Annotated in this window: 20 protein-coding genes; 14 read left to right on the top strand and 6 right to left on the bottom strand. The window is 42.6% G+C overall.

The genetic code is table 11. From position 1 onward, the window contains the following. Positions 1–68: 68 nt before the first annotated feature. The 3 genes from K5L93_RS01930 to K5L93_RS01920 all read left to right on the top strand — a co-directional run bounded on the left by K5L93_RS01930 (position 69) and on the right by K5L93_RS01920 (position 1,846). Positions 69–509, top strand: a complete 441-nt coding sequence (locus K5L93_RS01930) for a hypothetical protein (protein WP_016400516.1) — start codon at positions 69–71, stop codon at positions 507–509. A 74-nt stretch (positions 510–583) separates the two neighbouring features. Next, complete coding sequence (locus K5L93_RS01925; protein WP_220718241.1) at positions 584–1,474, top strand: LysR family transcriptional regulator; 891 nt, start codon at positions 584–586, stop codon at positions 1,472–1,474. A 129-nt stretch (positions 1,475–1,603) separates the two neighbouring features. Beyond that, complete coding sequence (locus tag K5L93_RS01920; protein ID WP_220718240.1) at positions 1,604–1,846, top strand: hypothetical protein; 243 nt, start codon at positions 1,604–1,606, stop codon at positions 1,844–1,846. A 4-nt stretch (positions 1,847–1,850) separates the two neighbouring features. On the opposite strand, the gene K5L93_RS01915 is transcribed toward K5L93_RS01920, so the two are convergent. Together K5L93_RS01915 and K5L93_RS01910 are read right to left on the bottom strand one after the other, a co-directional pair. Next, positions 1,851–2,246: a SufE family protein gene (locus tag K5L93_RS01915; protein ID WP_220718239.1), complete on the bottom strand. Its 396-nt coding sequence runs from the start codon at positions 2,244–2,246 to the stop codon at positions 1,851–1,853. Then, positions 2,239–3,453, bottom strand: a complete 1,215-nt coding sequence (locus tag K5L93_RS01910; protein WP_220718238.1) for an aminotransferase class V-fold PLP-dependent enzyme — start codon at positions 3,451–3,453, stop codon at positions 2,239–2,241. The genes K5L93_RS01915 and K5L93_RS01910 overlap by 8 nt, the downstream gene beginning before the upstream one ends. Positions 3,454–3,561: 108 nt before the next feature. Between K5L93_RS01910 and K5L93_RS01905 the strand changes: the two genes are divergently transcribed. Together K5L93_RS01905 and nhaD are read left to right on the top strand one after the other, a co-directional pair. Beyond that, the gene (locus K5L93_RS01905) at positions 3,562–4,740 is read left to right on the top strand and encodes a GGDEF domain-containing protein (protein ID WP_220718237.1); all 1,179 of its coding nucleotides are present in this window, start codon (positions 3,562–3,564) and stop codon (positions 4,738–4,740) included. A 56-nt stretch (positions 4,741–4,796) separates the two neighbouring features. Continuing rightward, positions 4,797–6,212: a sodium:proton antiporter NhaD gene (gene nhaD / locus K5L93_RS01900; protein ID WP_220718236.1), complete on the top strand. Its 1,416-nt coding sequence runs from the start codon at positions 4,797–4,799 to the stop codon at positions 6,210–6,212. A gap of 53 nt (positions 6,213–6,265) precedes the next feature. Here nhaD and K5L93_RS01895 read toward each other — a convergent pair whose 3' ends face one another. The 3 genes from K5L93_RS01895 to K5L93_RS01885 are packed head-to-tail and all read right to left on the bottom strand — an operon-like array spanning position 6,266 to position 10,985. Further along, a complete protein-coding gene (locus K5L93_RS01895) occupies positions 6,266–7,765 on the bottom strand; it encodes a SpoVR family protein (RefSeq protein WP_220718235.1) in 1,500 nt (499 codons plus the stop codon). A 7-nt stretch (positions 7,766–7,772) separates the two neighbouring features. After that, the gene (locus K5L93_RS01890; protein WP_220718234.1) at positions 7,773–9,044 is read right to left on the bottom strand and encodes a YeaH/YhbH family protein; all 1,272 of its coding nucleotides are present in this window, start codon (positions 9,042–9,044) and stop codon (positions 7,773–7,775) included. 18 nt (positions 9,045–9,062) lie between these two features. Then, on the bottom strand, positions 9,063–10,985 hold the full coding sequence (locus K5L93_RS01885) for a PrkA family serine protein kinase (protein WP_220718233.1): 1,923 nt from the start codon (positions 10,983–10,985) through the stop codon (positions 9,063–9,065). 761 nt (positions 10,986–11,746) lie between these two features. Between K5L93_RS01885 and K5L93_RS01880 the strand changes: the two genes are divergently transcribed. The 5 genes from K5L93_RS01880 to acuI all read left to right on the top strand — a co-directional run bounded on the left by K5L93_RS01880 (position 11,747) and on the right by acuI (position 18,130). Next, on the top strand, positions 11,747–13,426 hold the full coding sequence (locus K5L93_RS01880) for a sodium:solute symporter family protein (protein ID WP_220718232.1): 1,680 nt from the start codon (positions 11,747–11,749) through the stop codon (positions 13,424–13,426). Positions 13,427–13,528: 102 nt separating this feature from the next. Continuing rightward, a complete protein-coding gene (locus K5L93_RS01875; protein ID WP_220718231.1) occupies positions 13,529–14,758 on the top strand; it encodes an ISL3 family transposase in 1,230 nt (409 codons plus the stop codon). Between the two features lie 198 nt (positions 14,759–14,956). Continuing rightward, positions 14,957–16,369: an esterase/lipase family protein gene (locus K5L93_RS01870; protein ID WP_220718230.1), complete on the top strand. Its 1,413-nt coding sequence runs from the start codon at positions 14,957–14,959 to the stop codon at positions 16,367–16,369. Between the two features lie 21 nt (positions 16,370–16,390). Further along, a complete protein-coding gene (locus K5L93_RS01865; protein ID WP_220718229.1) occupies positions 16,391–16,732 on the top strand; it encodes a hypothetical protein in 342 nt (113 codons plus the stop codon). Between the two features lie 417 nt (positions 16,733–17,149). Then, positions 17,150–18,130, top strand: a complete 981-nt coding sequence (acuI, locus tag K5L93_RS01860; RefSeq protein WP_220718228.1) for an acrylyl-CoA reductase (NADPH) — start codon at positions 17,150–17,152, stop codon at positions 18,128–18,130. Positions 18,131–18,202: 72 nt separating this feature from the next. On the opposite strand, the gene K5L93_RS01855 is transcribed toward acuI, so the two are convergent. Beyond that, positions 18,203–19,147 carry a LysR family transcriptional regulator gene (locus tag K5L93_RS01855; protein WP_220718227.1) on the bottom strand — a complete coding sequence of 315 codons (945 nt, stop codon included), beginning with the start codon at positions 19,145–19,147 and terminating at the stop codon, positions 18,203–18,205. A 1,214-nt stretch (positions 19,148–20,361) separates the two neighbouring features. Here K5L93_RS01855 and K5L93_RS01850 point away from each other — a divergent pair. The 4 genes from K5L93_RS01850 (at position 20,362) to K5L93_RS01835 (ending at position 25,257) form a co-directional block, all read left to right on the top strand. Then, positions 20,362–22,206: a LamG domain-containing protein gene (locus K5L93_RS01850; RefSeq protein ID WP_220718226.1), complete on the top strand. Its 1,845-nt coding sequence runs from the start codon at positions 20,362–20,364 to the stop codon at positions 22,204–22,206. A 517-nt stretch (positions 22,207–22,723) separates the two neighbouring features. Next, the gene (locus K5L93_RS01845; protein WP_246614961.1) at positions 22,724–23,404 is read left to right on the top strand and encodes an oligogalacturonate-specific porin KdgM family protein; all 681 of its coding nucleotides are present in this window, start codon (positions 22,724–22,726) and stop codon (positions 23,402–23,404) included. A gap of 107 nt (positions 23,405–23,511) precedes the next feature. After that, the gene (locus tag K5L93_RS01840) at positions 23,512–24,267 is read left to right on the top strand and encodes an SDR family NAD(P)-dependent oxidoreductase (RefSeq protein WP_220718225.1); all 756 of its coding nucleotides are present in this window, start codon (positions 23,512–23,514) and stop codon (positions 24,265–24,267) included. A gap of 267 nt (positions 24,268–24,534) precedes the next feature. Continuing rightward, positions 24,535–25,257 carry a FadR/GntR family transcriptional regulator gene (locus K5L93_RS01835; protein WP_220718224.1) on the top strand — a complete coding sequence of 241 codons (723 nt, stop codon included), beginning with the start codon at positions 24,535–24,537 and terminating at the stop codon, positions 25,255–25,257. Positions 25,258–25,358 lie beyond the last annotated feature (101 nt).

Genomic DNA, 25,358 nt, shown 5'->3' with positions numbered 1-25,358 from the left:
CAATATGATAGTGTTAAAGGGTGAACTTGGTTAGCATCACTCAATAAGGTTGATTACAGGAAGTAACAATGAACAGACATACTAAGTTAGCTATGTTAGTGATGCCGTTTTTGGCAATAGGCGGGTATATCGCATCAGATATTTATTTGGAGCATGATGCAGAAAAAGAGCGCGTTTTCCAGCTAAGTACCTATGGTCACTGCGACATTATTAACCAAAAGTGTATTCTTGAATCCGGTGATTTTCAGCTCAATATTAGTGATGAAGCAGGAACAACCACGGTTAATTCTACCTTTCCTTTAGATAGTGCCACCTTCTTTATTGTAAGCAGTGCAAATGTAGTGACCGCTTACCCACTAGGCATGAGTGATAGCCCTTATTACTGGAGAAGCCCCACCGAATTACGCGAATTGATCCCTAACCAGGGAGATAGCTATAAGTTACGTATTATTGCCAATATTAAAGGCGGAAAATACATTAGTGAGTTTTATAGCCAAACAATTAAGTAGTTGACCGCTGGGAAAGCAAACCGCTAGTGCTAACATTTAATCAATAAAAACAAAGCATTGTTCCTAGGTACTGCATGCATATTACTCCCGAACGTTTAGTTTATTTGGTGACAGTAGCTGAGACGCGTTCTTTCTCAGCAGCCGCACGTAAACTGGGGGTAAGCCCTTCAGCAGTGAGCCAATTGATTCAAAACATGGAGTTGGATTTAAATATTCGACTTTTTGATCGTGTTTCTGGCCAAGCACCAACCTTAACTGACGTAGGGCGCACGCTTTATGTTCAGGCTTTGGAGATTATTCCACGCTTACAAGCTATGGAGAAGAAAGCTCAGTCTTACCATGAGGGGATTGAAGACAAATTAACCATTGGTGTATCGGGTTATAGCTTTTTTCCAGAGTATGGAGAGGCGATAAAGAGCTTGTTAGCTAAGTTTCCGCAACTAAATGTGAAGATCATTGATGTAGATGAGTTCGACTCCCATAATTTTGCTGAAGACGGGGAGGTAGACATTCTTATTACTCCTGGAGAGCTTATCCCACGTCGCGGAGTAGAGAGTGTTATGATAGGCCGAATTAAATGGTTGTGTGTTTGCGCGCCAAGCCATCCGCTTGCCAAGATAAAACATGCTTTATCTATTCAAGATCTCCTTTCACAAATTCAAATAACTCCCGCAGTGTCTAAGTTTATTACTGAAGATTTAGCTGAGTCAGTGCGCCTTAGTTCTCAGGTGGTTAATTGTTCAAGAATGTACCAATTTAAGCAGCTGTTGCTTAATGGTGTTGGCTTTGGTTTGTTCCCCGAACCTTTAGCTAGAACCTACATCGCCAATAACCAACTGGTTGAGTTAGAACGAGATTTTATTGTTGATGACTTTGAGTGGCCAATTGAAGTGGTTTGGAGCCAAGCACTTGGGCCTGCAGGGGAATGGTTTATTGAGCATTTGACGGAGCAAAACAGCAAATAAACTAACGATAAATCTAAGTAAATAGCTAACCGGATCATTAAATGTTTAATTTGTTGTGATTAATTGCAGATGATCAAATACACTTAAGCAATAAACTAAATTTCCCATAGAAAGAAATAGGAACCAGTAGTGAGCTCTAATCTAAAATGTCCATCTTGCGGTGGCCATAAACCAGCATTAATGGCCTGTCGTGATTGTGGATTTACCTATAGTGTAACGAGCCGTCCACCTGCAGCCACCAAGCCAGTACCTCAAGCTAAACCAGTGCCTAGAAGTGAATATAGGGCGGTGATGGAAGAAGGCGGTGCTAAATCAAAAGTTGTGATAAAAACCAAAAAACGCCGCACTTATACCATTCCTAGCGAAGAGTAACCGCTTAGCTTAACTTTGCGATGTTCTGCAATATCGCCGTTATTCCATTGTTTCTCGATTCACTTAAATGATGTGCTAAGCCAAGCTTTTCTAAAGTTTGGCTAAATGTTATTTGAGTGTTTTCAGCATCCTGCGCGAAGCTGGCTAGCACGATTACCAGTAAACCCTTGATGATTTTCGCATTACTATCAACTACTAGCTGCGTATTGGCATAATACAGCCACACATCGCTTTCGCAGCCTTGCACTAAGTTTTCTTGTGTTTGGTATTGAGAGTCCATCGGGCCCAGTACTTTGCTTAACAGCAGCAGTTGGCGGTAACGCTCTTCCCAAGACTTACAATTAACAAAGCGCTGTTCAATCTGTTCTATGTTTAGTTCAACTTGCGGTGCTCTATTCACCAAACAACTCCATAATTTTATCAATTGCTTCTATCGCTTGGTCAATATCTTGTTGATTGTTATATAAGCCAAGTGACAAACGAATACTGCCTTCTGGAGACAAACGACTGCTTAAGGGCATTGCGCAATGATGGCCACAGCGCAAAGCTACATTGTATTGGTCAAATAGGGTGGCGGCATCTTGAGGGTGAATACCTTGCAAGTTGAACGCAATTAAACCAACTCTCATCATCGGTTCACCAACCAGTTCAACCTTGGGGTGCTGTTTAAGCTGCTGTAGCGCATAAGCTAATAATTGGCGCTCGTGACTAAGACGCTCTTTTAAAGGGAACTGCGCTAAGAACTTTATGGCTGAGGCCAAACCTATTGCCCCAGCTATGTTAGGGGTCCCTGCCTCTAGGCGATAAGGAAGACTGTTCCAGGTGCTGGTTTCAAAAGACACCTTATTTATCATCTCTCCACCAAACACGCTGGGCTCGAGCAGTTCTAAGGCTTCTTCGCTTCCATATAGCGCGCCTATGCCAGTTGGCCCATATAACTTGTGTCCAGAAAACAAGTAATAGTCACACGCTAAGCGATTAACATCGACGTCTAAGTGGGCTACAGCTTGTGCGCCATCCACCACTATTTTTGCGCCGAACTGGTGGGCTAGCCTAGATAATTCGGGTATTGGCTGCATAGCACCAATACTGTTTGATACATGGGCAACGGCAACAATTTTACATTTGTCGCTAAGTTGCTGGCGAAAGTAAGCTAAATCTATATCACCATTGTCTAGTACAGGAATTACTTTTAGATTCGCCTTACGCTTAAAGGCTAATTGTTGCCAAGGTACTAAGTTTGAGTGATGTTCGAGCTCGCTAACCCAAATTTCGTCGCCTTCATCAACTAAATGGGCGAGGCCATCTGCCAATAGGTTGGCGGCTTGAGTTGTTCCGCTGGTCCAAATAAGATTTTGCGCCTTAGCACCAATAAATTCTGCAAGTGTTTTCCTTGCTAATTCAAAGGCATTGGTGGCATGTCGAGCAAAGCTATGACTTGCTCTATGTACATTGGCATGACCTTGGCGGTAATATTGTTCAATGTCTTTTAAGACGACTTCAGGGACTTGAGTTGAAGCTGCGCTATCAAGGTATGCAAATGGCTGATTAGTACCGTTTAATGACGGGAAAAATTGTCGATAGCGAGTATGCTTAAGTGAAGTCACAATGATTCTTTGTTTGGCAATTAAAGCCGATATTGTAGCCCTAGGCGCAAATCTAAACTAGCTTATATCGGTGTTCTCTGTGATTTAACAACGGGAGTTAAAGGAAGGATGCGACAGCCACAAGTTATGCAAGCGTGGAAAAGCGTATTTATGGGCTTTTCTTCCTCTAGCCAAGAACGGCAATTTGCTAACTGGCAGTGGCAACAACAGCGCCAACATCTCTTTTGGGTTCAATCGCTCTATTGCTTGTGTGTTATTTCCTATCTTTTTCAATCGGGTGTACTTGCTGCTTGGTGGCAACAAGCCAATATAGGTGCATTTTTAGCATTAAGCGTTTGGTTTTGTTATCAAATATTGCTCACCTGGCGTGGTTTAAACTTGGTGACGGCTCGCTCAGCCCATGCCTTGTTAGCTGGCCATGCAGTGATTCATTTTGTTTTAGTATTCGCGTTAATGCATGGTGGAGGGGAGCTGCAGTTTAGTGTGGTTCCTGATTGGTTAGTATACAGCCTACCGTTACTGTTTATTTGTTTCTATTTGCCTATCTTGCTCGCAATTATGTTGATAGTTGTTGCTACTCTGCTCACGTTGAGTGGTGTTGAGCTTTTAAACGCAAGCCAAATACAAAATTGGCCTTATGTCGAGCTGCCAAATACCTTAGTGAACTGTTTGTTGGTATGTATCATTGTTTGTCTTTGCCATGCCTTGTGGCGCCATCGTTATACTCATGAACAAGGCTTAGATTTGTTTCAAGAGAAAGAACAGCCAAGTAGCGAAAACCTCCCTTTGTTTAAGCAATCTATCGATACCGATGAGCTTACAGGCTGTGCTAACTTTGCGCGCTTTAAACAATTTTCTGAGATAGAAATTGAACGTACCTCTCGTTATCAGAATGCCTATTCTATTGTTTTGATTAACGTCAATCATTTTAGTCGATACCGTGATAAATTAGGCGCTGATGAAGCTGATAAGCTATTGGTTAAACTAGCGAATTTTTTACTATCGAAGGTACGCAAAGTTGACTTGTTAGCGCGTTGCGAAAAAGATCAGTTTGTTATTGGTTTACCTGAATCTAGCTTGTACCAAGCTTTGGATACTGCAGAACGGATCCACGATGCTTTAGGTAGCGAATTTTGGCTCAACTATCTGGATGAGTTAGAACTTGGCTCTCGTTTGGGAGTGGCTTGCGTAGATGGCACTGCCAACAATATTGAGGCACTAATGAGCAAAGCTGAAAATGCAATGAACAATCATCGAAGTGCCAGCGCCCTAAGCTACGGACGCTAAAACGAAATCTTTATCAATCTAAAACAAATGAGCATTCGCCTAAGGAGTGGGATTTAATGCGTATATTGTTGCCTCTGTTATTGTTGTTTTTTTCTTCTGCTAGTTATGCCGCTGATGGCTTGAGCTTAACCTCGTCTTGGGTAGGCTATAGCGCCTTAGTCATTTTTGCCATTGCTTACTTGTTGGTGATGAGTGAAGAGGTTATTCATCTAAGAAAGTCGAAACCCGTGCTGGTCGCCGCAGGCTTAATTTGGTTTTTGATTGCTATTTATTACCGCGGCTCTGGTCACGAAGAGCTGGTAACTGATGCCTTTCGCCATAACTTATTGGAGTTTTCAGAGTTAATGCTGTTCTTGCTGGTGGCGATGACATACATCAATGCCATGGAGGAACGACGCTTATTTGATGCATTGCGAGCTTGGCTAGTCAGTAAAAAACTGAGTTATCGTAAGCTGTTTTGGTTAACGGGCTGCTTAGCCTTTGTTATTTCGCCAGTGGCCGATAACCTTACCACTGCGCTACTGATGTGTGCGGTGGTGACTAAAGTAGCGCAAGGAAACAGCCGATTTATTAACCTAGCGTGTATCAACATTGTTATTGGCGCTAATGCTGGTGGAGCATTTAGTCCATTTGGTGATATTACTACCCTGATGGTTTGGCAAAAAGGTTTGGTTACTTTTGGTCAGTTCTTCGATTTGCTAATCCCTTCTTTCGTTAATTTTGTTATTCCTGCCTTTATCATGTCGATGTTTGTTTCCGCAGAAGCAGTAGAAGCAGAACACGAAGAAGTGGAGTTAAAGCGCGGCGCAAGACGAATTGTTGGTTTATTTTTGATCACTATTGCCACAGCTGTAATGGGACATAGTTTGTTCCACATGCCACCGGTAATGGGCATGATGATGGGCTTGGGTTACTTACAGTTCTTTGGCTTCTTCTTGCGTAAAACACTTGCGTCTAGCTTGCATAAAAAAGCTGTTGATGCGATTTCTCATCGTGATGATGCCCGATTAAAAGCCTTAGGCAGCGTAGTACCCTTTGATATTTTTAACCGGGTAGCACGGGCCGAATGGGACACTTTACTGTTCTTCTACGGTGTAGTTATTTGTGTTGGTGGCCTTGGATTTATTGGTTACCTAGAAATGGCATCTAACACCATGTACTTAAATTGGGACCCAACCTACGCCAATATTGCCGTTGGGGTATTAAGTGCCATTGTAGATAACATCCCGGTGATGTTTGCAGTTCTTACCATGGAGCCAGCAATGTCTTTAGGCCAATGGTTATTGGTGACACTAACCGCAGGGGTGGGTGGTAGCATGTTGTCGATTGGCTCTGCGGCAGGGGTTGCGTTAATGGGGCAGGCTAGAGGCCACTATACCTTTATTAGTCACCTTCGTTGGGCACCGGTTATTGCCTTAGGTTATGCCGCATCTATTGTTTGCCACTTAATGCTGAACAACGCGTTGTTTTAATTGAATCAGAAATAGCAAAGCCACCTAAAGGTGGCTTTTTTTTGCGACTCAATTTAGTCGTGTGCTGGGCAGCGGGCTATTTCTTGTATGCCGCCTTTATCGTCACTTTGCTCGAGAATTACATCGAAGCCCCATAAGCGATGAAGGTGTTTAATCACCTCATCTTTGCTTTTGCCTAGTGGAATGCCTTGATGAGGGACGTAGCGTAAGGTCAGTGAGCGGTCTCCACGAAGGTTTACGTTATAAACTTGAATATTAGGTTCAATGTTACTTAGATTGTATTGGGCACTTAAGGCTTCGCGCACTTGTTGGTAGCCATGGTCATCATGAATGGCTTTAACTTTTAAGTAGGGTTTGTTTTCGTCGTCATCGAGGGTGAACAATTTTAAGTCACGTATTACCTTGGGTGATAAGTATTGGCTAATAAAGCTTTCATCCTTAAAGTTTTGCATAGCAAAGTGCAGGGTTTTAAGCCAATCACTTCCCGCGATATCGGGGAACCACTTGCGGTCTTCATCGGTGGGCGATTCACATATTCTACGGATATCGGTCATCATGGCGAAACCCAGCGCGTAAGGGTTTATCCCGTTAAAATAAGGGCTGTTATAAGCGGGTTGCATCACTACGCTGGTGTGGCTGTGCAAAATTTCAAGAATAAAGCGCTCGCTCACTTGTCCATGGTCGAACATATGATTAGTGATGGTGTAATGCCAGAACGTAGCCCATCCTTCATTCATCACTTGAGTTTGTTTTTGAGGGTAAAAATACTGACTTATTTTTCTTACTATGCGAACAATTTCTCGCTGCCAAGTCTCCAATAAGGGGGCATGTTTTTCGATGAAGTAGAGGATGTTTTCTTCTGGAGAGGCGGGAAAACGCTGACGCTTTTCTATGTTTGGATCTTCTTTGGTAGGAATGGTTTTCCACAGTTCATTGATTTGGCTCTGTAAGTATTCTGCTCGAGCGTCTTGGCGAGACTTTTCCTCTTCCATTGAAATTGGGCTAGGGCGCTTGTAACGGTCAACACCGTAATTCATTAAAGCGTGGCAAGAGTCTAGCAAGTCTTCTACTGCTTGTACGCCATGGCGAGCTTCGCACTTGCTAATGTAGTTTTTGGCAAATACCAGATAATCGATAATTGAGCTGGCATCGGTCCATGTTTTAAACAGGTAGTTGTTTTTGAAAAAACTATTGTGGCCAAAGCAGGCATGGGCGATAACTAAAGCCTGCATTGGCATGGTGTTTTCTTCCATTAAGTAAGCAATACAAGGATCTGAATTAATAACAATTTCGTAGGCTAAGCCCATTTGACCGCGTTTGTAGGTTTGTTCAGTTTGGATGAATTTTTTGCCATAGGACCAGTGGTGGTAACCAATGGGCATACCTACGCTGGAATAGGCATCCATCATTTGTTCCGCGGTAATTACTTCAATTTGATTAGGATAGGTATCCAATTGATAGTGTTGTGCAACCTTCTCAATTTCTTGATGATAAAGCTCAAGCATTTCAAAGGTCCAATCTGGTCCATCGGGCAACATCTTAGTTTTGCTCATAAGGGCCTCACACAGTGGCTTTTTTGAAGAGATCTCTAAATGTCGGCAATATTTCCTCGGCATTTTTCACATGACGAATAGAGAAGTTAGGGAAAATTTCACTGAGTTGTTCGTATTCGTGCCACAAGCTTTGGTGGGCACGGCTGGTGATTTCGATGTAAGCGTAATGACGACTTAAAGGTAACAGCGTTTTTTCCAGTAATGCACGACACTTGGGGGAATCGTCGGCCCAGTTATCGCCGTCGGAAGCTTGTGCTGCGTATATGTTCCATTGGTTTTTCGGGTAGCGATCTTCAATAATTTTGTCCATTAAGTTAAGCGCACTAGAGACAATGGTGCCACCGGTTTCTTGAGAGTAGAAAAATTCATGCTCATCAACTTCTTTAGCTTGAGTGTGGTGGCGAATAAATACTACGTCGATTTTTTCGTAACTGCGGGTCAAAAATAGATAGAGCAGTAAGTAGAAACGCTTAGCAATGTCTTTGGTTGCTTGGTCCATAGAGCCAGAGACATCCATTAAACAAAACATCACAGCTTGGCTGCTTGGTACTGGGTGTTTAGCAAAGTTATTAAATTTAAGATCGAAGGTATCGATAAATGGGATGTTTGAAAGCTTGCGCTTTAGCACCTCGATTTCTGCTTTTGTCGCTTCAATCTCACTATGTGGAACTTGTGAGTCTGATTGGCTTTGTTCAAGCTGTAGTTCCAATGCACGTAAACGTTTGCGTTTGTCTCCTCCCATCGCCATTCGTCGCGCTAGGGAGTTTTGTAAAGAGCGCACAATATTAATATTGGCGGGTACCCCGTCGTTGGTAAAGCCGGCGCGGGCGGTGCGGTATTCAACAATGCTATCTACGTCTGTTTCTTGAAGATTAGGTAGCTCCAAATCGTCAAATAGAATATCAAGGTATTCGTCTTTGGAAATGTTAAATTGAAATTCTTCGGTACCTTCGCCTTGGTCACTGGCCTCACCATCACCTGGTCCTCCAGCTCCATCTCCTCCAGGAGGGCGTTCTATTTTGTCGCCTGTTCCAAACTGATCGTTACCAGGTAGAGTGCGTTGGCGATGCCCCCCTTCACCTTGGTGAAAAAAGGGTTCGGTAATATCTTTATGAGGAATGCTTATGCTTTCGCTGTTCTCCAAGTCTTGGATACTGCGCTGATTAACCGCATCATTTACTGCGCGTTTAATTTGGCTTTTATAGCGGCGAATAAAGCGCTGGCGGTTAACCGCGCTTTTATTCTTACCATTTAAACGTCGATCGATAAAATGAGCCATAGGCGCCCTCCATCCAATCTAAGACGATTTACGAACGCGTAAATACCATTCCGATAACAAGCGCACTTGTTTGCGGGTGTACCCTTTCTCCATCATTCGGGCAACAAAGTCATCGTGTTTTTGTTGATCGTCGGCGGAGGTTTTTGCATTGAATGAAATGACAGGAAGTAAGTCTTCGGTATTCGAGAACATTTTCTTCTCGATAACGGTGCGAAGTTTTTCGTAGCTAGTCCAGTTAGGGTTTTTCCCGTCATTACCTGCGCGAGCACGTAGAACAAAGTTAACGATCTCATTACGAAAATCTTTAGGGTTACTAATGCCAGCGGGTTTCTCTATTTTTTCTAGCTCAGCATTAAGTGCAGCGCGATCAAACAGCTGGCCAGTGTCTGGGTCTCGATATTCTTGGTCCTGGATCCAGAAATCGGCATAAATCACGTAGCGGTCAAATATGTTTTGTCCATATTCAGAGTACGACTCTAAATAGGCGGTTTGAATTTCTTTGCCAATAAAGTCGACATACTTGGGAATGAGGTAGCCTTTGAGATGTTCAAGGTAGCGATCGGTGACCTCTTGGCTATATTGCTCTCGTTCAATTTGTTGTTCAAGAACGTAGAATAAGTGAACAGGGTTAGCGGCTACCTCGGTAGTATCAAAATTAAACACCCTAGATAAAATTTTAAAGGCGAAGCGGGTGGATAAACCCTCCATGCCCTCGTTTACCCCGGCAAAATCGCGGTATTCTTGGTACGACTTCGCTTTAGGATCGGTGTCTTTCAGTGTTTCGCCGTCGTAAACTCGCATTTTTGAATAGATGCTTGAGTTCTCTGGGTCTTTGAGCCGAGACAATACCGAAAACTGCGATAATAATTCCAAGGTGCTAGGAGCACATTTGGCTGTGTTTAACTCACTATTATCCAGTAGTTTTTGATAAATTTTTATCTCTTCACTTACTCGTAAGCAATAAGGTACTTTTACAATGTAAACACGGTCTAGGAATGCCTCGTTGTTTTTATTGTTTTTGAAGCTTTGCCACTCGGATTCATTTGAGTGAGCCAAAATTATGCCTTCGAAGGGGATTGCCGAGAGCCCTTCGGTACCGTTGAAGTTACCTTCTTGGGTGGCGGTGAGAAGAGGGTGTAGCACCTTAATAGGCGCTTTAAACATCTCTACAAACTCCATTAAACCTTGGTTAGCTCTACATAGTGCGCCTGAGTAGCTGTAGGCATCGGGGTCGTTTTGCGCAAAATGTTCTAATTGACGAATGTCTACTTTACCCACCAGAGATGAAATATCTTGATTGTTTTCATCGCCTGGCTCAGTTTTAGCTATCGCAATTTGGTTGATGATAGATGGGTAGCATTTTACCACTTTGAACTTAGTAATATCCCCGCCGTATTCATTTAAACGTTTAGCTGCCCAGGGAGACATAATGGTTTTTAAATGGCGCTTACTAATGCCGTATTCTTTTTCTAGAATGTTGCCATCTTCGTTAGCATCAAACAGACAGAACGGGTGGTCATTTACTGGAGAGCCTTTTAAGCGGTAGATAGGCACTTGTTGCATAAGAGCTTTCAGCTTTTCAGCCAAAGAGGATTTACCACCGCCAACGGGACCCAACAGGTAAAGTATTTGTTTGCGTTCTTCAAGGCCTTGAGAAGAGTGTTTTAAGTAAGAGACAATTTGTTCAATGCTGTCTTCCATCCCGTAAAATTCTTTAAAAGCGGGATAACGAGCGATAATTCGGTTAGAGAAAAGCCGGCTTAGGCGTGGATCTTTAGAAGTATCTACCATTTCTGGCTCGCCAATGGCGAGCAAAAGGCGTTCTGCTGCACTGGCGTAAGTACTTGGTTGTTCTTTACAAAGTGTTAAAAACTGGTCGAGGGATAACTCTTCTTCTTGAGCCTGCTCGTAACGCTGTTGATAGTGGTCAAAAATACTCATGGCCTAGGCCTCCTAAATACAAGCTATCTCTATAAAAGATAGAATTTGGAAACAAAAGATTTCATGAAGCGCTAAAATAAGTTTATACCATGGCAAAAATAAATTTCTAAAAAATAAGCATTTTTTTAAAAACCCTTAGTTATTAATTGTTGCCATCCTGTCCGTTCAAGATTTCCTGCGCAAGGCTCTTCGAGTATTACAAACAGGCGTGATTTGCTTCGCTCTATATAAGTAAAGTACGTTTAAAGAAATAAAAGAGATCGAAAAATGCATCGTTTCTTCAGCGTGTTAGGCTGCTCACATAAAGTTAATGAATTGTAAAATTTATAGTTGACCTACAAAATCAGCATGCTAATTTAGGTTAGTAGCTTGAACCTTCTAGCTTTGGTCGGCGAGCACTACATCGAGGGGAGTAGTGTTGAAGGTTTCCAAAAAGCACGTTTCCATTGGCTCTTGCTTTGCAAGAGCTCTTTTTTTGTCTTTTTTATAGAAACATCGCCCTATTTATCATTGTTTAGACTAAAGGATGATAGAAGGGTTTTAGTCTTCTTTTTACTTCTATTCAATGGCTTACGTGTGAGTCTGTAAATAAACAAAGCACCATTACTATTAAGTGTCTCATCTATACCAAAGTATAAGTTTCAAGTGGCTAAATGCGCCCTAAGTTAATGTGTAACAAATTGTTAACTTTTGGTCTGCTTTGTTGGTGTCACTTTTCGATTATCAGCAGCTTAGCTCCAGTAGGATAAGTATCGCTAGATATGGGCATTCAAACTTGGACTTCTTTATTCGTTGCGGCTAGTTTCACGCTGTATATGGTGATAGCCATTTGGGCTAAAGCCAACAATACCCAAGACTTCTACGTTGCTCATGCTTGCATTCACCCGCTTACTAATGGCATGGCTACCGCTGCTACTTGGATGTCGGCTGCGTCCTTTATCTCATTGGCTGGAGTTATCTCATTTTTAGGGTATGACGGGGCCGTCTATTTAATGGGCTGGACCGGTGGATACGTGCTGCTAGCGGTATGTTTAGTGCCCTACTTACATCGATTTGGCCAATACTCTGTTGCCGATTTTTTTGGTCAGCGTTATTACTCAAAGCGGGCGAGAGTGCTAGCGGTAATATGCACGGTGTTCATTTCTTTTGTTTATGTTGCTGGGCAAATGCGCGGCGTTGGTGTGGTGTTTGCGCGTTTTTTGGAGGTTAACGTTAATCTGGGTATTTTGCTTGGCATGGCAATTGTGTTTTTTTACGCAGTATGGGGAGGAATGAAAGGCATTACCTATACTCAAGTTGCGCAATATTGCGTACTGGTTTTTGCTTTTTTAGTCCCAGCTATTTTTACATCGATAGCTTTAACTGGGCAGGTTTTTCCACAGTTTGGTTTAGGTAGTAATGTTAGTGGAGCTTCAAATCTTTACTTACTGGATAAGCTTGATGGTTTATCTGAAGAGCTAGGTTTTGCCAAGTTTACCAATGGTACTCGAGGCCTGAGTGACCAAGTTTTTATCACAGCTGCGTTAATGATGGGAACCGCTGGATTACCGCATATCATCGTGCGGTTTTTTACCGTCGCTAAAGTAGGTGAAGCTCGGGCATCTGCCGGTTATGCGCTAGCCTTTATAGCTTTGTTATACACCGCTGCGCCAGCGGTGGGAGCTTTTGCAAAAGTAAATCTGATTGAGTCTATCAACGGTTTGGATTTAAAAGGCATTACGCAAGAGCAGCAGCCCAGCTGGTTAGCTCATTGGCAGCAAGCCGGCCTGGTGGAGTGGCGCGATGAAAATGGTGATGGCCGCTTGTTTTATTCGGGAGATCAGCGCAATGAAGTCACCATTAATCAAGATATTGTGGTGCTGGCCTCACCAGAGTTAGCGCAGTTGCCAAATTGGGTTGTGGCCTTGGTTGCTGCGGGAGGTTTAGCGGCGGCGCTTTCTACTGCTGCAGGCCTGTTGCTGGTGATTGCTAGCTCGATATCACATGATTTGGTCAAGCAAACTTGGCAAAAAGAGCTTAGTGATAAACAGGAGCTGAAATTGGCACGCTGCTGCGCAATTGTAGCAATTTGCGCGTCTGGCTATTTAGGCATTAACCCTCCGGCCTTAGTTGCGGAAGTGGTTGCGATTGCTTTTGGTTTGGCGGCTAGCTCGCTGTTCCCAGCCATTGTTTTAGGTATATTTGTTAAGTCTATTGGGCGTACAGCAGTAATAAGCGGCATGCTAAGCGGTATGAGTATCACTTTGGCTTACGTGGGTTTCTTTAAGTTTGTATCTCCAGCTCTAAACTATTCGGAGCATTGGCTTTGGGGGATTTCTCCAGAGGGAATTGGCGCCCTGGGAATGCTCGCAAATTTTGCCATTGTGTTTATTGTCCAGCGCTATACTCAGCCAGCGCCCGTCAGTGTTCAAAACTTAGTACTAAAATTGCGTAAGCCATAGTCTACAGCGTTTTCTCGGCTCTTCACCGAATGTAGTGGAAACACTTTCAACAAACATTAATGAGCGCGATAATAAGTAAACGTTCATCAATGCCCCGCCACTATGCAAGACACGATGCTTTATCAATCCATTCTTGGATTAACTCATCCTTGGGCTGTTTCATCGGTTGAACTCAATGAGTCTACCCAAACCATCACCGTACGCGTTGACTATGACCGAGCGTCATTAACGGCTTGCCCCTCTTGCGATAAGGCTGTACGTCGCCACGATACTCGGCGGCGGGTTTGGCGACATTTAGATACCTGTCAGTTTGAAACACGCATTGAAGCTGAAGTACCTAGGGCTGATTGCCCAGAGCATGGAGTACAAACATTTCAAGTGCCTTGGGCAACGAGTAACAGTCGCTACACAGAGTTGTTTGAGACTCACGTTATAGACATGCTTAAAGTCAGTTCCTTATACGCGGTGAGTAAAACCTATCGGCTTAGTTGGGGAGCTATTGACCGCATTATGGCGCGAGCCGTTCAACGCGGCCTGACAGCCAGAACCACCATTAACCACCAAGACCTGTTGGTCGATGAAACGGCATTTAAGAAAGGCCATGACTATGTCACGGTATTATCCAATCGTGATGGCCAAGTGATATCGGTTGAAGACGGGAGAGCAGGCCTAAGCCTATCTGCTTGCTTTAAGGCATTGCCCCTTGAATCAAAAGGGGCTACGCGCTCTATATCAATGGACATGAGCAGAGCGTATATAAGCGCAACCTATGACTATTTTGGTGAGCGGGCTAAGCAGATGATAGCTATAGACCATTTTCATATCGCCAAGGTCCTCACTAAAGCGGTAAATGAAGTGAGAAAAAGCGAACTCATGGATTTACCCCACCAATTGAAAAGAGAGTGCCACCAAACACGGTATGGCTGGTTAAAAAGAAATAGTTATCTACAAGGGACATTGAGAGAAAGAGTGAATGCATTGGCTAAAGTGATGCTAAAGACAGGGCTAAGCTGGATATTTAAAGAACAAGCCAGAGCCATTTGGTATGGCAATGCAGGACAGGCCAAAGCAGCTTGGAATGATTGGTTAGCACTGGTAGAGGTCAGTCAAATCAGGCCGATGATGATAGCAGCAGAAACCGTGAAAACGCACTTAAACGGCATCATCAATGCGATGCGTTATAGGGTATCAAATGGCTTGGCGGAAGCGATAAACGGAAACATCCAGCGCCTAAAAATACGTGCAATGGGCTTTAGAAATAAAGAGCGCTTTAAGCGAGCCATTCTATTTCACTTTGGAGGGCTTGATATGACTTTCCACCAAGAACGGTGAAGAGCCCGTTTTCTGTCCACTTTCTACTACAGCCTCATCGCGTCTTTTCTTGCTAGTTACATCGCGCTTCGCTAGTGGCTTACCTAGGCTATGCAATAGTGTAAAAGGAAGGTTGCTTTATTAACTGACGGTTAATAATCGTTGGCGAATAAAACTAAGATTTTGAATTAGCAATTTTAATTACATGGACGTAATACGATGAAATTGATTTTTGTGCATGGCTGGAGTGTGACCAATACCTCCACATACGGCGAGCTACCACAATCTTTAGTGGCTAAAGCTAATACTGCAGGTTTGCAGTTAGATTTAGAACATATCTATTTAGGTAAATACATTAGCTTTCATGATGAAGTATCGATGGATGATATCGCGCGAGCTATGCAACAAGCCCTATTAGATTTACCCGGTAACGAAACTGGCATTCAAGAATTCTCTTGTATTACCCATTCTACTGGTGGGTCGGTTGTGCGTTTTTGGGTTGATAAGTATTACGGTGCGGCAGAGCTAGCTTCGTTACCGCTTAAGCATTTAGTAATGTTAGCACCAGCTAACCATGGGTCTAGTTTAGCGGTGTTAGGTAAACAGCGAGTTGGGCGTATCAAATCTTGGTTTGCTGGTGTTGAGCCAGGGCAAAGAGTATTAGATTGGCTGTGCCTGGGTAGCCAAGGTCAGTGGCAGCTAAATCAAAATGGTATGGCTTATGATTATGTTGGCAACAGCTTTTATCCCTTTGTGTTAAGTGGTCAGGGGATTGACACTAAGTTCTATGATTTTTTAAATGGCTACTTGGTAGAGTCTGGCTCAGATGGCGTGGTACGCGTAGCGGGTGCCAATATGAATTACCGCTACTTTGCTCTGGAACAGTCTGAAGAACAGCTGACGGGTTTTCAAGGTAAAGCATATAGACTAAACCCTAGTGAAGCTGAAACTGTTCGACGCCCTGCAGAAGTGCCTATTGGGATACTTAGTGAATTTAGTCATTCAGGGACCAAAATGGGCATTATGGCCAATAAAGCGAGCTCTGCTAATCATTATATCGTTGTTGACCAAGTGCTTGCATGTTTGCAAGTAAACAGTGCCAGTGATTACCATCAACGCAGCGCTGAGCTAACTCAGTTAAGCCAAGCCGAACAAGCCAAAGTGCCGCTCGGTAAAAAGCGAACAATTGGTAAATATTGCATGTTGGTTGTGCGGGTTAGAGACCAAACAGGCGAGCACATTCACAATGAAAACTACGATGTTTTGCTACTAGCAGGTAAAGGTTATAAACCTCATCAATTACCGGACGGTTTCTTTGTCGATAAGCAAATGAATAAAGCAACACATAGCTTGGTGTATTACATTGATGCTGACAAAATGTCGCAAATTAAAGATAGCTGCTTTGGACTGCAAGTGATGGCTAGACCAAACAAGGGCTTTTCTTTTTACACCAATACCCAGTTTCGCTCTGAGGGTATAGCCATTGATGAGGTGTGTGCTGCCAATCAAACCACCTACATCGATATCACCATTCATCGCGATGTCGATAAAAATGTGTTTAGGTTTGCGTCTGCTAAAGCGCCACGAGAAAGCTTTAAGAACATAAAACCTTCTGGTGATACTATCTCTTGAAACTGAGTGGGAGAAATTGAGTTGTTTAAACTTATCGCAATAACTCTAGCGCTGTTTTTTAGCATCTCGGCTAATGCAGGTTGTGGTAGTGATGTGTTTGAGTGCCGAGTTTATCAAGGCGATGAGATAACGCTTGTGCCTTGTGAGATAAAAATCTGTGCCAGCGCGAACGATTCAACAGCCTATTGGACTCTGCAAGATGGCACCGAAATCTATGATCATGCGGAACAAGGCTTTAATGAAGTCACCATTAATAAGGAAGCTGCGCAGCAGCTTCCTAGTTACATCTTAAAAGACCCAGTAACTTGTTACAGTGCATTGGGTAAGGCGATGATTATATGTGCTGACGACGTATCGTTATAGGCACTACAGCATATAGCGAAGTCGTAAGCCAAAAATGGTATCTCCAGCAGTATTTATGCCTTTGGTGGCTGCTTTAGTAAAGTAGTATTGAATATCAGGCTCAATGCTCACTCAATTAGTCAGCTTTATTTGGTAGCAAATCTTTTTGGTTTCCTTGTTATTAAGCTCCAGCTGTAACCAGGCTGATACCAGCAAAGCACCTGCAGATACGAATGGAAAAACAAAAGCTTGAACGATTAGGCAGCTCGTTGATTTAATTAAAAACGCCTACTAAGAAAGCTCAAAATTAGCACTGAGCCAATGTCGTTAAGTATGTGTGTTATACATGTATTAAATGACAAAAATTCATTTAATACATAAAGCTAGAGCAGCTACACTGTAATCTAACAATTTTGCTTAGCAAACCGGAGCACAACCATGTTTAAGGCACTCGTTCTCGATCAAGTTGAGAAACAAACCACTTCTAGCATTCGCCAACTTAATGATGCCGATTTGCCCGAGAGTGACGTAATTGTAAAAGTTGATTATTCCTCACTTAACTATAAAGACGGCCTAGCCATTACCGGTAAAGGAAAAATTGTTCGCAATTTCCCTATGGTACCCGGTATCGATTTAACCGGTACCGTTGAGCAATCTCACGACCCTCGTTACGCTGCTGGTGACAAAGTGGTGTTAACCGGTTGGGGAGTTGGTGAAGGTCATTGGGGTGGAATGGCAGAAAAAGCCAGTTTAAAAGCGGATTGGTTAGTTCCTCTGCCTGAGGGCTTAAGTGGTAAGCAAGCCATGATGGTCGGAACTGCCGGCTTTACCGCTATGTTATGTGTGCAAGCTTTAGTTGATGCCGGTATTACGCCAGAATCGGGTGAAATCTTGGTTACCGGTGCTAGTGGTGGCGTTGGCTCAGTAGCCGTTACCTTACTTGCTAAGTTGGGATATAAAGTGGCTGCTGTTAGTGGTCGAATAGAACAAAATGGTGCTTTATTAGAAGAACTTGGCGCTAGTCGAGTTATCGACCGTAGCGTGTTTGAAGAGCCAGCGCGCGCCTTAGAAAAACAAGTTTGGGCCGGTGCAGTTGATACCGTGGGTAGCAAAGTGTTGGCTAAGGTACTGGCTCAAATGGATTACAATGGCGCCGTTGCCGCATGTGGCTTAGCTGGCGGCTTTGATTTACCAACCACGGTTATGCCGTTTATTCTGCGTAATGTTAGCTTGTTAGGCATAGATTCAGTGAGTTGCCCAAGTGCTAAACGGATTAAAGCGTGGCAGCGTTTAGCAGAGTTGCTTCCAGATAGTTACTACCAGCAAGCGTGCACCGAAGTGGAATTAGAGCAAGTTGCAGAATACGCCGAAGCCATAACTAATGGCCAAGTCACTGGGCGGGTGGTCATCAAGCTATAAAACATAGTAACTTACGTCTAAGCCGATCTATAAGGTCGGCTTTTTATTGGACTGTTTTTGATTGCTTAGCACTTATTCTATTAATCCCATGTCTTGCACACGTTTGCTTATTAAGCGGCTACATTCTTGTTTAATTACATTGCGCAGCCAAATTTGCGGAGCAGAGTGTTCGCAGCGAGGGTGCCATAACAGTGAGTAGTCAAAAGGCTTAAATTCAAAAGGTAGCGGTTTAACTACCAGTTGATTCTTTTCCGCGACTAAATAGGCTAGGTCGGCGGGAACCGTAATAATCACCGGGACTTGTTCACTAATTGCTAAGGCTGCTTCTAGGTGGTAAGCGCGAAGCAGCAGTTGTGGTTTATCTTGACCAGATAATGCTTCATCCAGCAAGCTTTTCACTCCATCACTAATGGCTATCATCGCGTGTGGGTAAGCCAAATACTCTTTAAGCGTGAGTTCTTTGTTTGCCAATGGGTGATGCTTAGCAAGTAAACAAAATACACTCACTAAACCCAAACTTTCTTTAGCAAGCGGGGCGATTGATTTAGTAGGCCGACAGATCGCCATATCACAGCCATCTGCTGATAACTGCTGGGTGAGTTGCTCATGTTGCAGAGGAGCAAACTCAAGGGAAATATTTGGCGCTTCCTGATAAATCCTTGCTAGGGCAAAGGGCAGAATGGTTTGCATTGCATAGTCAGTAGTGGCGATGGTGAAATGCTGGCTGCACTCTGCTGGGTTAAACACATTTGGGCTAAGTACCTGACGCAGGTTTTCTAAGGGGCCTTGTAAGGCTTGATTCAATTCTAAGGCTCGCTCTGTAGGCACCAAACCTTGGCCTTGGCGAATAAACAAAGGGTCATTGAGTAAGTCACGTAGGCGGGTTAATACTCTACTCATCGCTGATTGACTAAGGCTCAGGCGGATTGCCGCCTTACTTACGCTACCTTCCTCGATGAGTACTTTTAGAGCTATGAGTAAGTTAAGGTCGCGACGATAGATTTCTTCTAAGTCCATAATATATTGGGTATTTAAACGATGAGCTAAGTATGGGTTATTTTAAGGACTTGGCGGCAAAAATCTTTGACTTGAAAAAATACTTTAAGAATTGATTACAAAATAATTGAGTATGGGAAGGAAAGTTTGGTCGTTGTTAAAGTATTCTAACCGACAAACTGCGTCGGCTAGAACGTTAGTCTTATTCATGTTTTTATCTTATTGGTGACTTTTTAGTATGGCTGCTACGTCCATTATTACTAAGTAAGAGGCGACTAATGCCAGGAATATTCCTACAAAAATCATAATGTTGTCCTTATTCTCGCGTTTAATTATTAAAACCAACAGTTCCGACAACAGTGCAATGAAGGTTTTAACGATGTATATCTTTCTTATTATTTTTTGCAGCGTATTTAGCTTATAACCGCTAGTACCCTGTCTTGCTATTAAAGCGATAAGCCTAAATAGTCATACAATTAAAGCCTGTTTTTTGAACATTTGTCTGTGAGATTGATCTTGTTTTGCTTAAGCAATGGCGTATTTCAACCAAATTAGTGAAGCTAAACGCCCAAAGAAACAAAATTTGTTAGCGTTAAACCAGTAATAGCAATATAGCTGCTGCTGATAAACCTAAGTGGGTAAATAGCCTATTTGTATTACCAATCTCTGTTTGGAGTGAAACTAAGCAGAGTTTTTCTCTCGACTAGCGATACAAAACTAGGCGCGGTTAGCCGGTTAAAAAGCCTATTGGTTTTAGCTTGTGTTCACTTATATTTGGTGCAATTGGAAAACCTAGTTGCTGGTGTTGTGGTGTTCAAGGTCATTACTTAATAAGTTATTAAACAGTTATTTTACTTTGATAGTTTGCCGATAAGTTCGTTCCTCGCAATATCAATATTTTCATCGCTCAATCTGCTTTTATCTGCATTCCACGACTTGTGAAGCCAAAAAGATTAATCGCAAATAGTGCGAAGTCGGTCACTTTACAATCACAATCTTTTGCCACATTATAGTTTTGTATTACTAATACAATATGATCATTTTTACCGATAATTGCAGGTTTAAATGGAACCTTGTCGCCAGCTAGTCATATAGAGAGCGAATAGTCTGGAAAGGAAAGTCATCTGGTTGTGTTGCGTTAAATTGGTTTGGACTGTTTAACCGCGGATGGCTTTCAGCAACATTAGTACTTTAACTATTACAATAATATTATTTATACCTACAAGGAGGTTTAAATGAAACCATCTAAGCTGCTGCTAATCCCTATGAGTACAACATTGATGTTTGGTTGTTTTGATGCGCCAGAAGTATATGTTCCGCCACCAGAGCCTACTTACGCCATTGAAAATACAGATTGGAACATCACTAGCGAAACCGCAAATATTACCACGTCATCTACCGAATATGCCCAAATCTACAAGTTTGTTGACGATGTATTGACGATTTACAGCTATGACGAAATAAATGACTTATACACCTATACAACTCAAGCTTACACGGTTTCAGAAACCACGATTGTTTATGGTGATGTAGATGGAACTTATGTGGTTGATGGTGCGGGTGAGTTAACTATTACCTATACATTAGATGGCGTTGATTACAATGACGCCGGCACTGAAGTAACCGATGAAGCCATTCTTGCGGCAATTGCAGAGGCTGAAAAAGAACCCACACCAGGTGTAGAGGTTCCAACTGCTAATTACGAGTGGGACTTTGCAACTATTGATGCTGATGCTGCACAGGGCGATAAAGTGTTGCAAATGAGCAAGGCCGATGCCAACCCTAGAGCGGTTGTTGATGGTGCCGTAGATTCAACCGCAGCGGTATCGATTTCTCAGTCTACTGAGTCTGGGTCTTACGGTTATCACTACACTACCATGGATAGCACCACTGACCCTCTTGCTGCTATTGATGGTGTAATTTCAATGGAATTTACTTTTAAGGCCGATAGTGCCAGCTTTAACGCTGACCTTGGTCAGGACCTGCAGTTACTAGAAAATACTGATAGTAACAAAGGTTGGAAACTTATTGTAAACAAAGGGACCCTTATTCCTGAGCTGCGTATTTATAACGGAGAAGGTTCTACAGCTGTGAAAGCGACAACTGCCTTAACAGATGATACCTGGATGCATGTTGTGGCCACTTACGACAATACAACAGCTAACATCTATGTAAACGGCGAACTAGAGGGTACTGCTGAGATTACTGATTATGTTGCTAATACTAAAGAGGGCGACAAAGTTTATATTGGCGGTGGTTCTAACAGTTCACAGAAGAACCTAGCTGGTGCAATTGATAATACAGCGTTTTGGTTAGAAACGTTAACGGCAGAGCAAGTTGCTGAGCGAGCGAAAGCTTATGGTTTTGGTGAGTCAGAACTACCATCTTCACCAACGGCAGACTTTGCTTGGGACTTCTCGAGTGTTGATGCTGGGGCTTCTGAAGGTAATAAAGAGCTGCAAATGAGCAAAGCTGATGATAACCCTAGAGCAGTTGTTAACGGTGCCGTTGATGCTAATGGCGCAGTATCGATTGAGCAAACTTCTGCCTCTGGTTTATATGGTTATCATTATACAGTAATGGATAGCGCAAGCGATCCGCTTGCTGCTATTGATGGTGTGATTTCGATGGAGATTGTCTTTAAGTCTAACAGCGCTAGCTTCAACGCTGACCAAGGCCAAGATTTACAACTCCTTGAAAACACTGATAGTAATAAGGGTTGGAAAGTAGTTGTAAATAAGAGCACGTTAATTCCTGAGTTGCGTATTTACAATGGTACGGGCTCAACATCGGTTAAAGCGACAACTGCCTTAAATGATGATACTTGGATGCACCTAGTTGCCACATATAATAACTCTACTGCTAACATCTATATAAACGGTAAGCTAGAAGGTACAGCAGAAATTACTGATTACATCGCCAATACTAAAGAAGGTGACAAAGTATACATTGGTGGTGGTTCTAACAGCTCACAGAAAAATCTTGATGGTGCAATTGATAATGCAGCCTTCTGGTTATCCAGTTTAAGCGCTGAAGAAGTAGCAGCACGCGCAGAAGCATTTGGCTTTACTGCTAACTAGTTGCTGCCCAATCAATAAACCCTCACCATTTGGTATGTGAGGGTTTATTAACAGTTCTATTTCGGGCTTTCACAAGCACTTACTATTGCTCAACTAGATACAATTGGAAACATCGCCGACCAGCAAGCTAGTTGTAATGCAATAGTCGTGAATCTGTAAATCGCTAACAATAGCTGTTCTAAAATGCACCTTATAAGGTGCATTTTTCTTTTCTGTAAGCGCTGCTCTGAAAGAGGATGTTTCGTCTTCGAAGGTTTACATACCCTCAAGATACTCTAGCACTTCGTAAAGCAATTACGTTACATCATCAGTTAGGTGTGTCGACCAGTTAAAAATTTCTCACTAAATATCTCGCGATTTCTCCAATTATTGAACTAATTGACCTAAAAAAAGTGATCCCTTAGACGTTTTGTTTAAACAGCGACGTTGGCGATCACATTTTGAACTGTTTAGTCTACAAAATGCATTTAAATGATATTGTAATACAATTTGTTGTGTTAAATATAGAGTTATAAACATGAAATCATACAGTCTAGCAGTGTTACTAAGCGGTGGTTATTTACTGAGTGCGAACGTTCTCGCGACTTCAGTTGATTTTCGCCATGAGTACAAAAGTGATACCAAGCAGCATGCTAGCCGAGTAAAGATGGCCCACACCTTTGACAATAATTTCTCTATGGCTTTAGAGCTTAAATTTAAAGGAGAGGAGGGCAAGTTCATGGAAGACTTACAATCAAACGGATCTGAAATCGACCTTGGCTACCGCTATAAAATTAACAATCAGTGGGCGCTTATTCCTGGCATGCCTATAGAGTTTGGTCAATCAGGAACCACCTATAAGCCTCAGTTGCGATTAACCTATACACCCGAGAAGGTGAAGGGTTTATCGTTGAGTGGTCGATACCGACTTGATGTTAAACCAGGAGAGGACGTAAAAAAGTTTCGTCATCGCTATACTGCCAATATTGGGTATAAGTATAAGCAGTGGAGCTTTGGTTTAGAAGGTAATTACTATTATTCGGATAACTCTGGTTATCTTCTTTATAACAATGATCGAACTAATTATGAAAACAACTTTACCATTCAGCACAGCATGGGCAGCTGGACGCCATGGCTGGAGTTTGGCGATGTTTCTGTGTCAGACCAATCGAGTCAACGAGAGCTAAGAAGTCGAATAGGGTTACGCTACAACTTCTAAAGTGTGATCTCTGTATTTGTATTACAAATAATTTAAATATAATCTATTTGTATTACCAAATAACGTGATTCTCTGAGATGACTCAACAATTAACTGAGAGTGTAGATATGTCTAATAAAGTTGCTTTAATTACCGGTGCAACCGGTGGGATTGGTTTTCAAGTTGCAAAACGTTTAGGTGAAGACGGCTATACGGTTGTACTAAACGGTATCGAAGATGAGGCAGGGGCAGAGCGAATTGCTCAGTTGCAAGAGTTAGGAATTGAAGCTGAGTACTATAGCTTTGATGTGACCGATGAAGTCGCTGTTGCAAATAACGTAAACATGATTGGCGAGAAATTTGGCAAGATTGACGTGCTGGTAAACAATGCCGGTGGCTTAGGGGGGCGTAGCTCAATGGAAGAGATGACCACTGAGTTTTATCGTTTTGTTATGGCTCTCAATCTAGATAGCGCATTTTTTGTATCACGCGCAGCGATACCATTTTTGAAGAAGGCAGAAAATGCGTCAATTATTAACTTTACTTCAAATGCTGGTTGGAATGCTGGTGGTCCTGGTGCTGGCATATATGGCGTTTCTAAGGGGGCGGTTCATACCTTAACCCGCGCTTTAGCCAAAGAACTAGCACCAGCTGGCATTAGAGTTAACGCGGTTTCTCCAGGTACTATTGATACGCCGTTTCATGCACAAATTAAAGAGACTAAGCCAGAGGTATTTGCTTCCTGGAAAGATAGCATCATGCTTGGACGTTTAGGTAAGCCTGAAGAGGTAGCTTCTACCATTTCGTTTTTGGTTAGCAAAGATGCTTCCTTTATCACCGCCGAAACAGTGCAGATTGGCGGGGGCCAAGCACTAGGGATTTAAGCTTTACAGCAGTAGATAAGTTATTGGTTTAAAGCCACACCTACTAAGGTGTGGTTTTTTACTTTGGGGCATTCTAAATGGGGCGGCAGTGTTTAAGTGTTACAAATAAAGCGATCAAGCTTACATTTGGCTGCTTTTTTTGTATCTGGGTTTGTACAAATAAGGTAGTATTAGTCATACTAAATGTAGAATGCGTTGTGTTAGTAATGGCAAATTTCATCAATGACGATTGGTTATTCCTAACACAATATTTGATTAAGGTTTTATATGTCTAACGAATTTATGCAAATTGAGGGAGCTTCTCGTAGCCTTCATTTGCAAGTAGCCAGAGAGATTGCTCGTGGGATACTGTCAGGTCACTTACCGCAAGGTAGCATCATTCCTGGCGAGCTAGACTTGTGTGAACAATTTGGAGTAAGCCGTACCGCATTGCGTGAAGCGATTAAGTTACTTAACTCCAAAGGTTTACTGGAGTCTCGGCCAAAAATTGGTACGCGTGTTCGTGACCGCGAATACTGGAATTTTCTTGATTCGCAGTTGTTGGACTGGATGATGGGCCTAGAAAACACTGAGCAATCTTATCAAGAGTTTTTAGCTTTACGTCGAGCGATTGAGCCTGAAGCGGCTGCATTAGCTGCAAGAAATGCAACAGCCGAACAGCGTATGGGCTTGTCTGCAGTTTTTCAACAAATGTTTGATGTTGCTACAGGCGTAGATCAGGTTACTTCTTGGACAGATGTCGATATGGAGTTTCATCGTTTGGTATTTTTATCAACAGGAAACAGCTTCTACATTCCGTTTGCTAACGTACTACGCACCATGTTTATCGGCTTTATTGATCACTCATCCAAAGAAGGTGGCACCTGTATTGAAGAGCATAAAGCTATTTACGATGCGATTATGGCTGGCAATGCAGATAAAGCGCGTGAAGCTAACTTAGCATTATTAAACAATAGTAATCACCGTTTGCCTTCCGATAACGCTGCTTAAACTCTTATTTTTCACTAGTTGCCAAATGCCGACAATATGTTTGTCGGCATTTTCATTTGCAGCGGAAGAAACTCAGATTATCATCATTAACTGCTGTATAT

Source organism: Agarivorans litoreus, from assembly GCF_019649015.1.
Classification (GTDB): domain Bacteria; phylum Pseudomonadota; class Gammaproteobacteria; order Enterobacterales; family Celerinatantimonadaceae; genus Agarivorans; species Agarivorans litoreus.
Note: the sequence above shows the minus strand (reverse complement) of the source record. Positions and strands in the feature narration are given on the sequence as shown.

What these genes read in the sequence shown, in the direction of transcription:
- K5L93_RS01930 (WP_016400516.1), top strand. Translation starts at nt 69, where the DNA reads ATGAACAGACATACTAAGTTAGCTATGTTAGTGATGCCGTTTTTGGCA.
- K5L93_RS01925 (WP_220718241.1), top strand. Translation starts at nt 584, where the DNA reads ATGCATATTACTCCCGAACGTTTAGTTTATTTGGTGACAGTAGCTGAG.
- K5L93_RS01905 (WP_220718237.1), top strand. Translation starts at nt 3,562, where the DNA reads ATGCGACAGCCACAAGTTATGCAAGCGTGGAAAAGCGTATTTATGGGC.
- nhaD (WP_220718236.1), top strand. Translation starts at nt 4,797, where the DNA reads ATGCGTATATTGTTGCCTCTGTTATTGTTGTTTTTTTCTTCTGCTAGT.
- K5L93_RS01895 (WP_220718235.1), bottom strand. Translation starts at nt 7,765, where the DNA reads ATGAGCAAAACTAAGATGTTGCCCGATGGACCAGATTGGACCTTTGAA.
- K5L93_RS01890 (WP_220718234.1), bottom strand. Translation starts at nt 9,044, where the DNA reads ATGGCTCATTTTATCGATCGACGTTTAAATGGTAAGAATAAAAGCGCG.
- K5L93_RS01885 (WP_220718233.1), bottom strand. Translation starts at nt 10,985, where the DNA reads ATGAGTATTTTTGACCACTATCAACAGCGTTACGAGCAGGCTCAAGAA.
- K5L93_RS01880 (WP_220718232.1), top strand. Translation starts at nt 11,747, where the DNA reads ATGGGCATTCAAACTTGGACTTCTTTATTCGTTGCGGCTAGTTTCACG.
- K5L93_RS01875 (WP_220718231.1), top strand. Translation starts at nt 13,529, where the DNA reads ATGCAAGACACGATGCTTTATCAATCCATTCTTGGATTAACTCATCCT.
- K5L93_RS01870 (WP_220718230.1), top strand. Translation starts at nt 14,957, where the DNA reads ATGAAATTGATTTTTGTGCATGGCTGGAGTGTGACCAATACCTCCACA.
- acuI (WP_220718228.1), top strand. Translation starts at nt 17,150, where the DNA reads ATGTTTAAGGCACTCGTTCTCGATCAAGTTGAGAAACAAACCACTTCT.
- K5L93_RS01855 (WP_220718227.1), bottom strand. Translation starts at nt 19,147, where the DNA reads ATGGACTTAGAAGAAATCTATCGTCGCGACCTTAACTTACTCATAGCT.
- K5L93_RS01850 (WP_220718226.1), top strand. Translation starts at nt 20,362, where the DNA reads ATGAAACCATCTAAGCTGCTGCTAATCCCTATGAGTACAACATTGATG.
- K5L93_RS01845 (WP_246614961.1), top strand. Translation starts at nt 22,724, where the DNA reads ATGAAATCATACAGTCTAGCAGTGTTACTAAGCGGTGGTTATTTACTG.
- K5L93_RS01840 (WP_220718225.1), top strand. Translation starts at nt 23,512, where the DNA reads ATGTCTAATAAAGTTGCTTTAATTACCGGTGCAACCGGTGGGATTGGT.
- K5L93_RS01835 (WP_220718224.1), top strand. Translation starts at nt 24,535, where the DNA reads ATGTCTAACGAATTTATGCAAATTGAGGGAGCTTCTCGTAGCCTTCAT.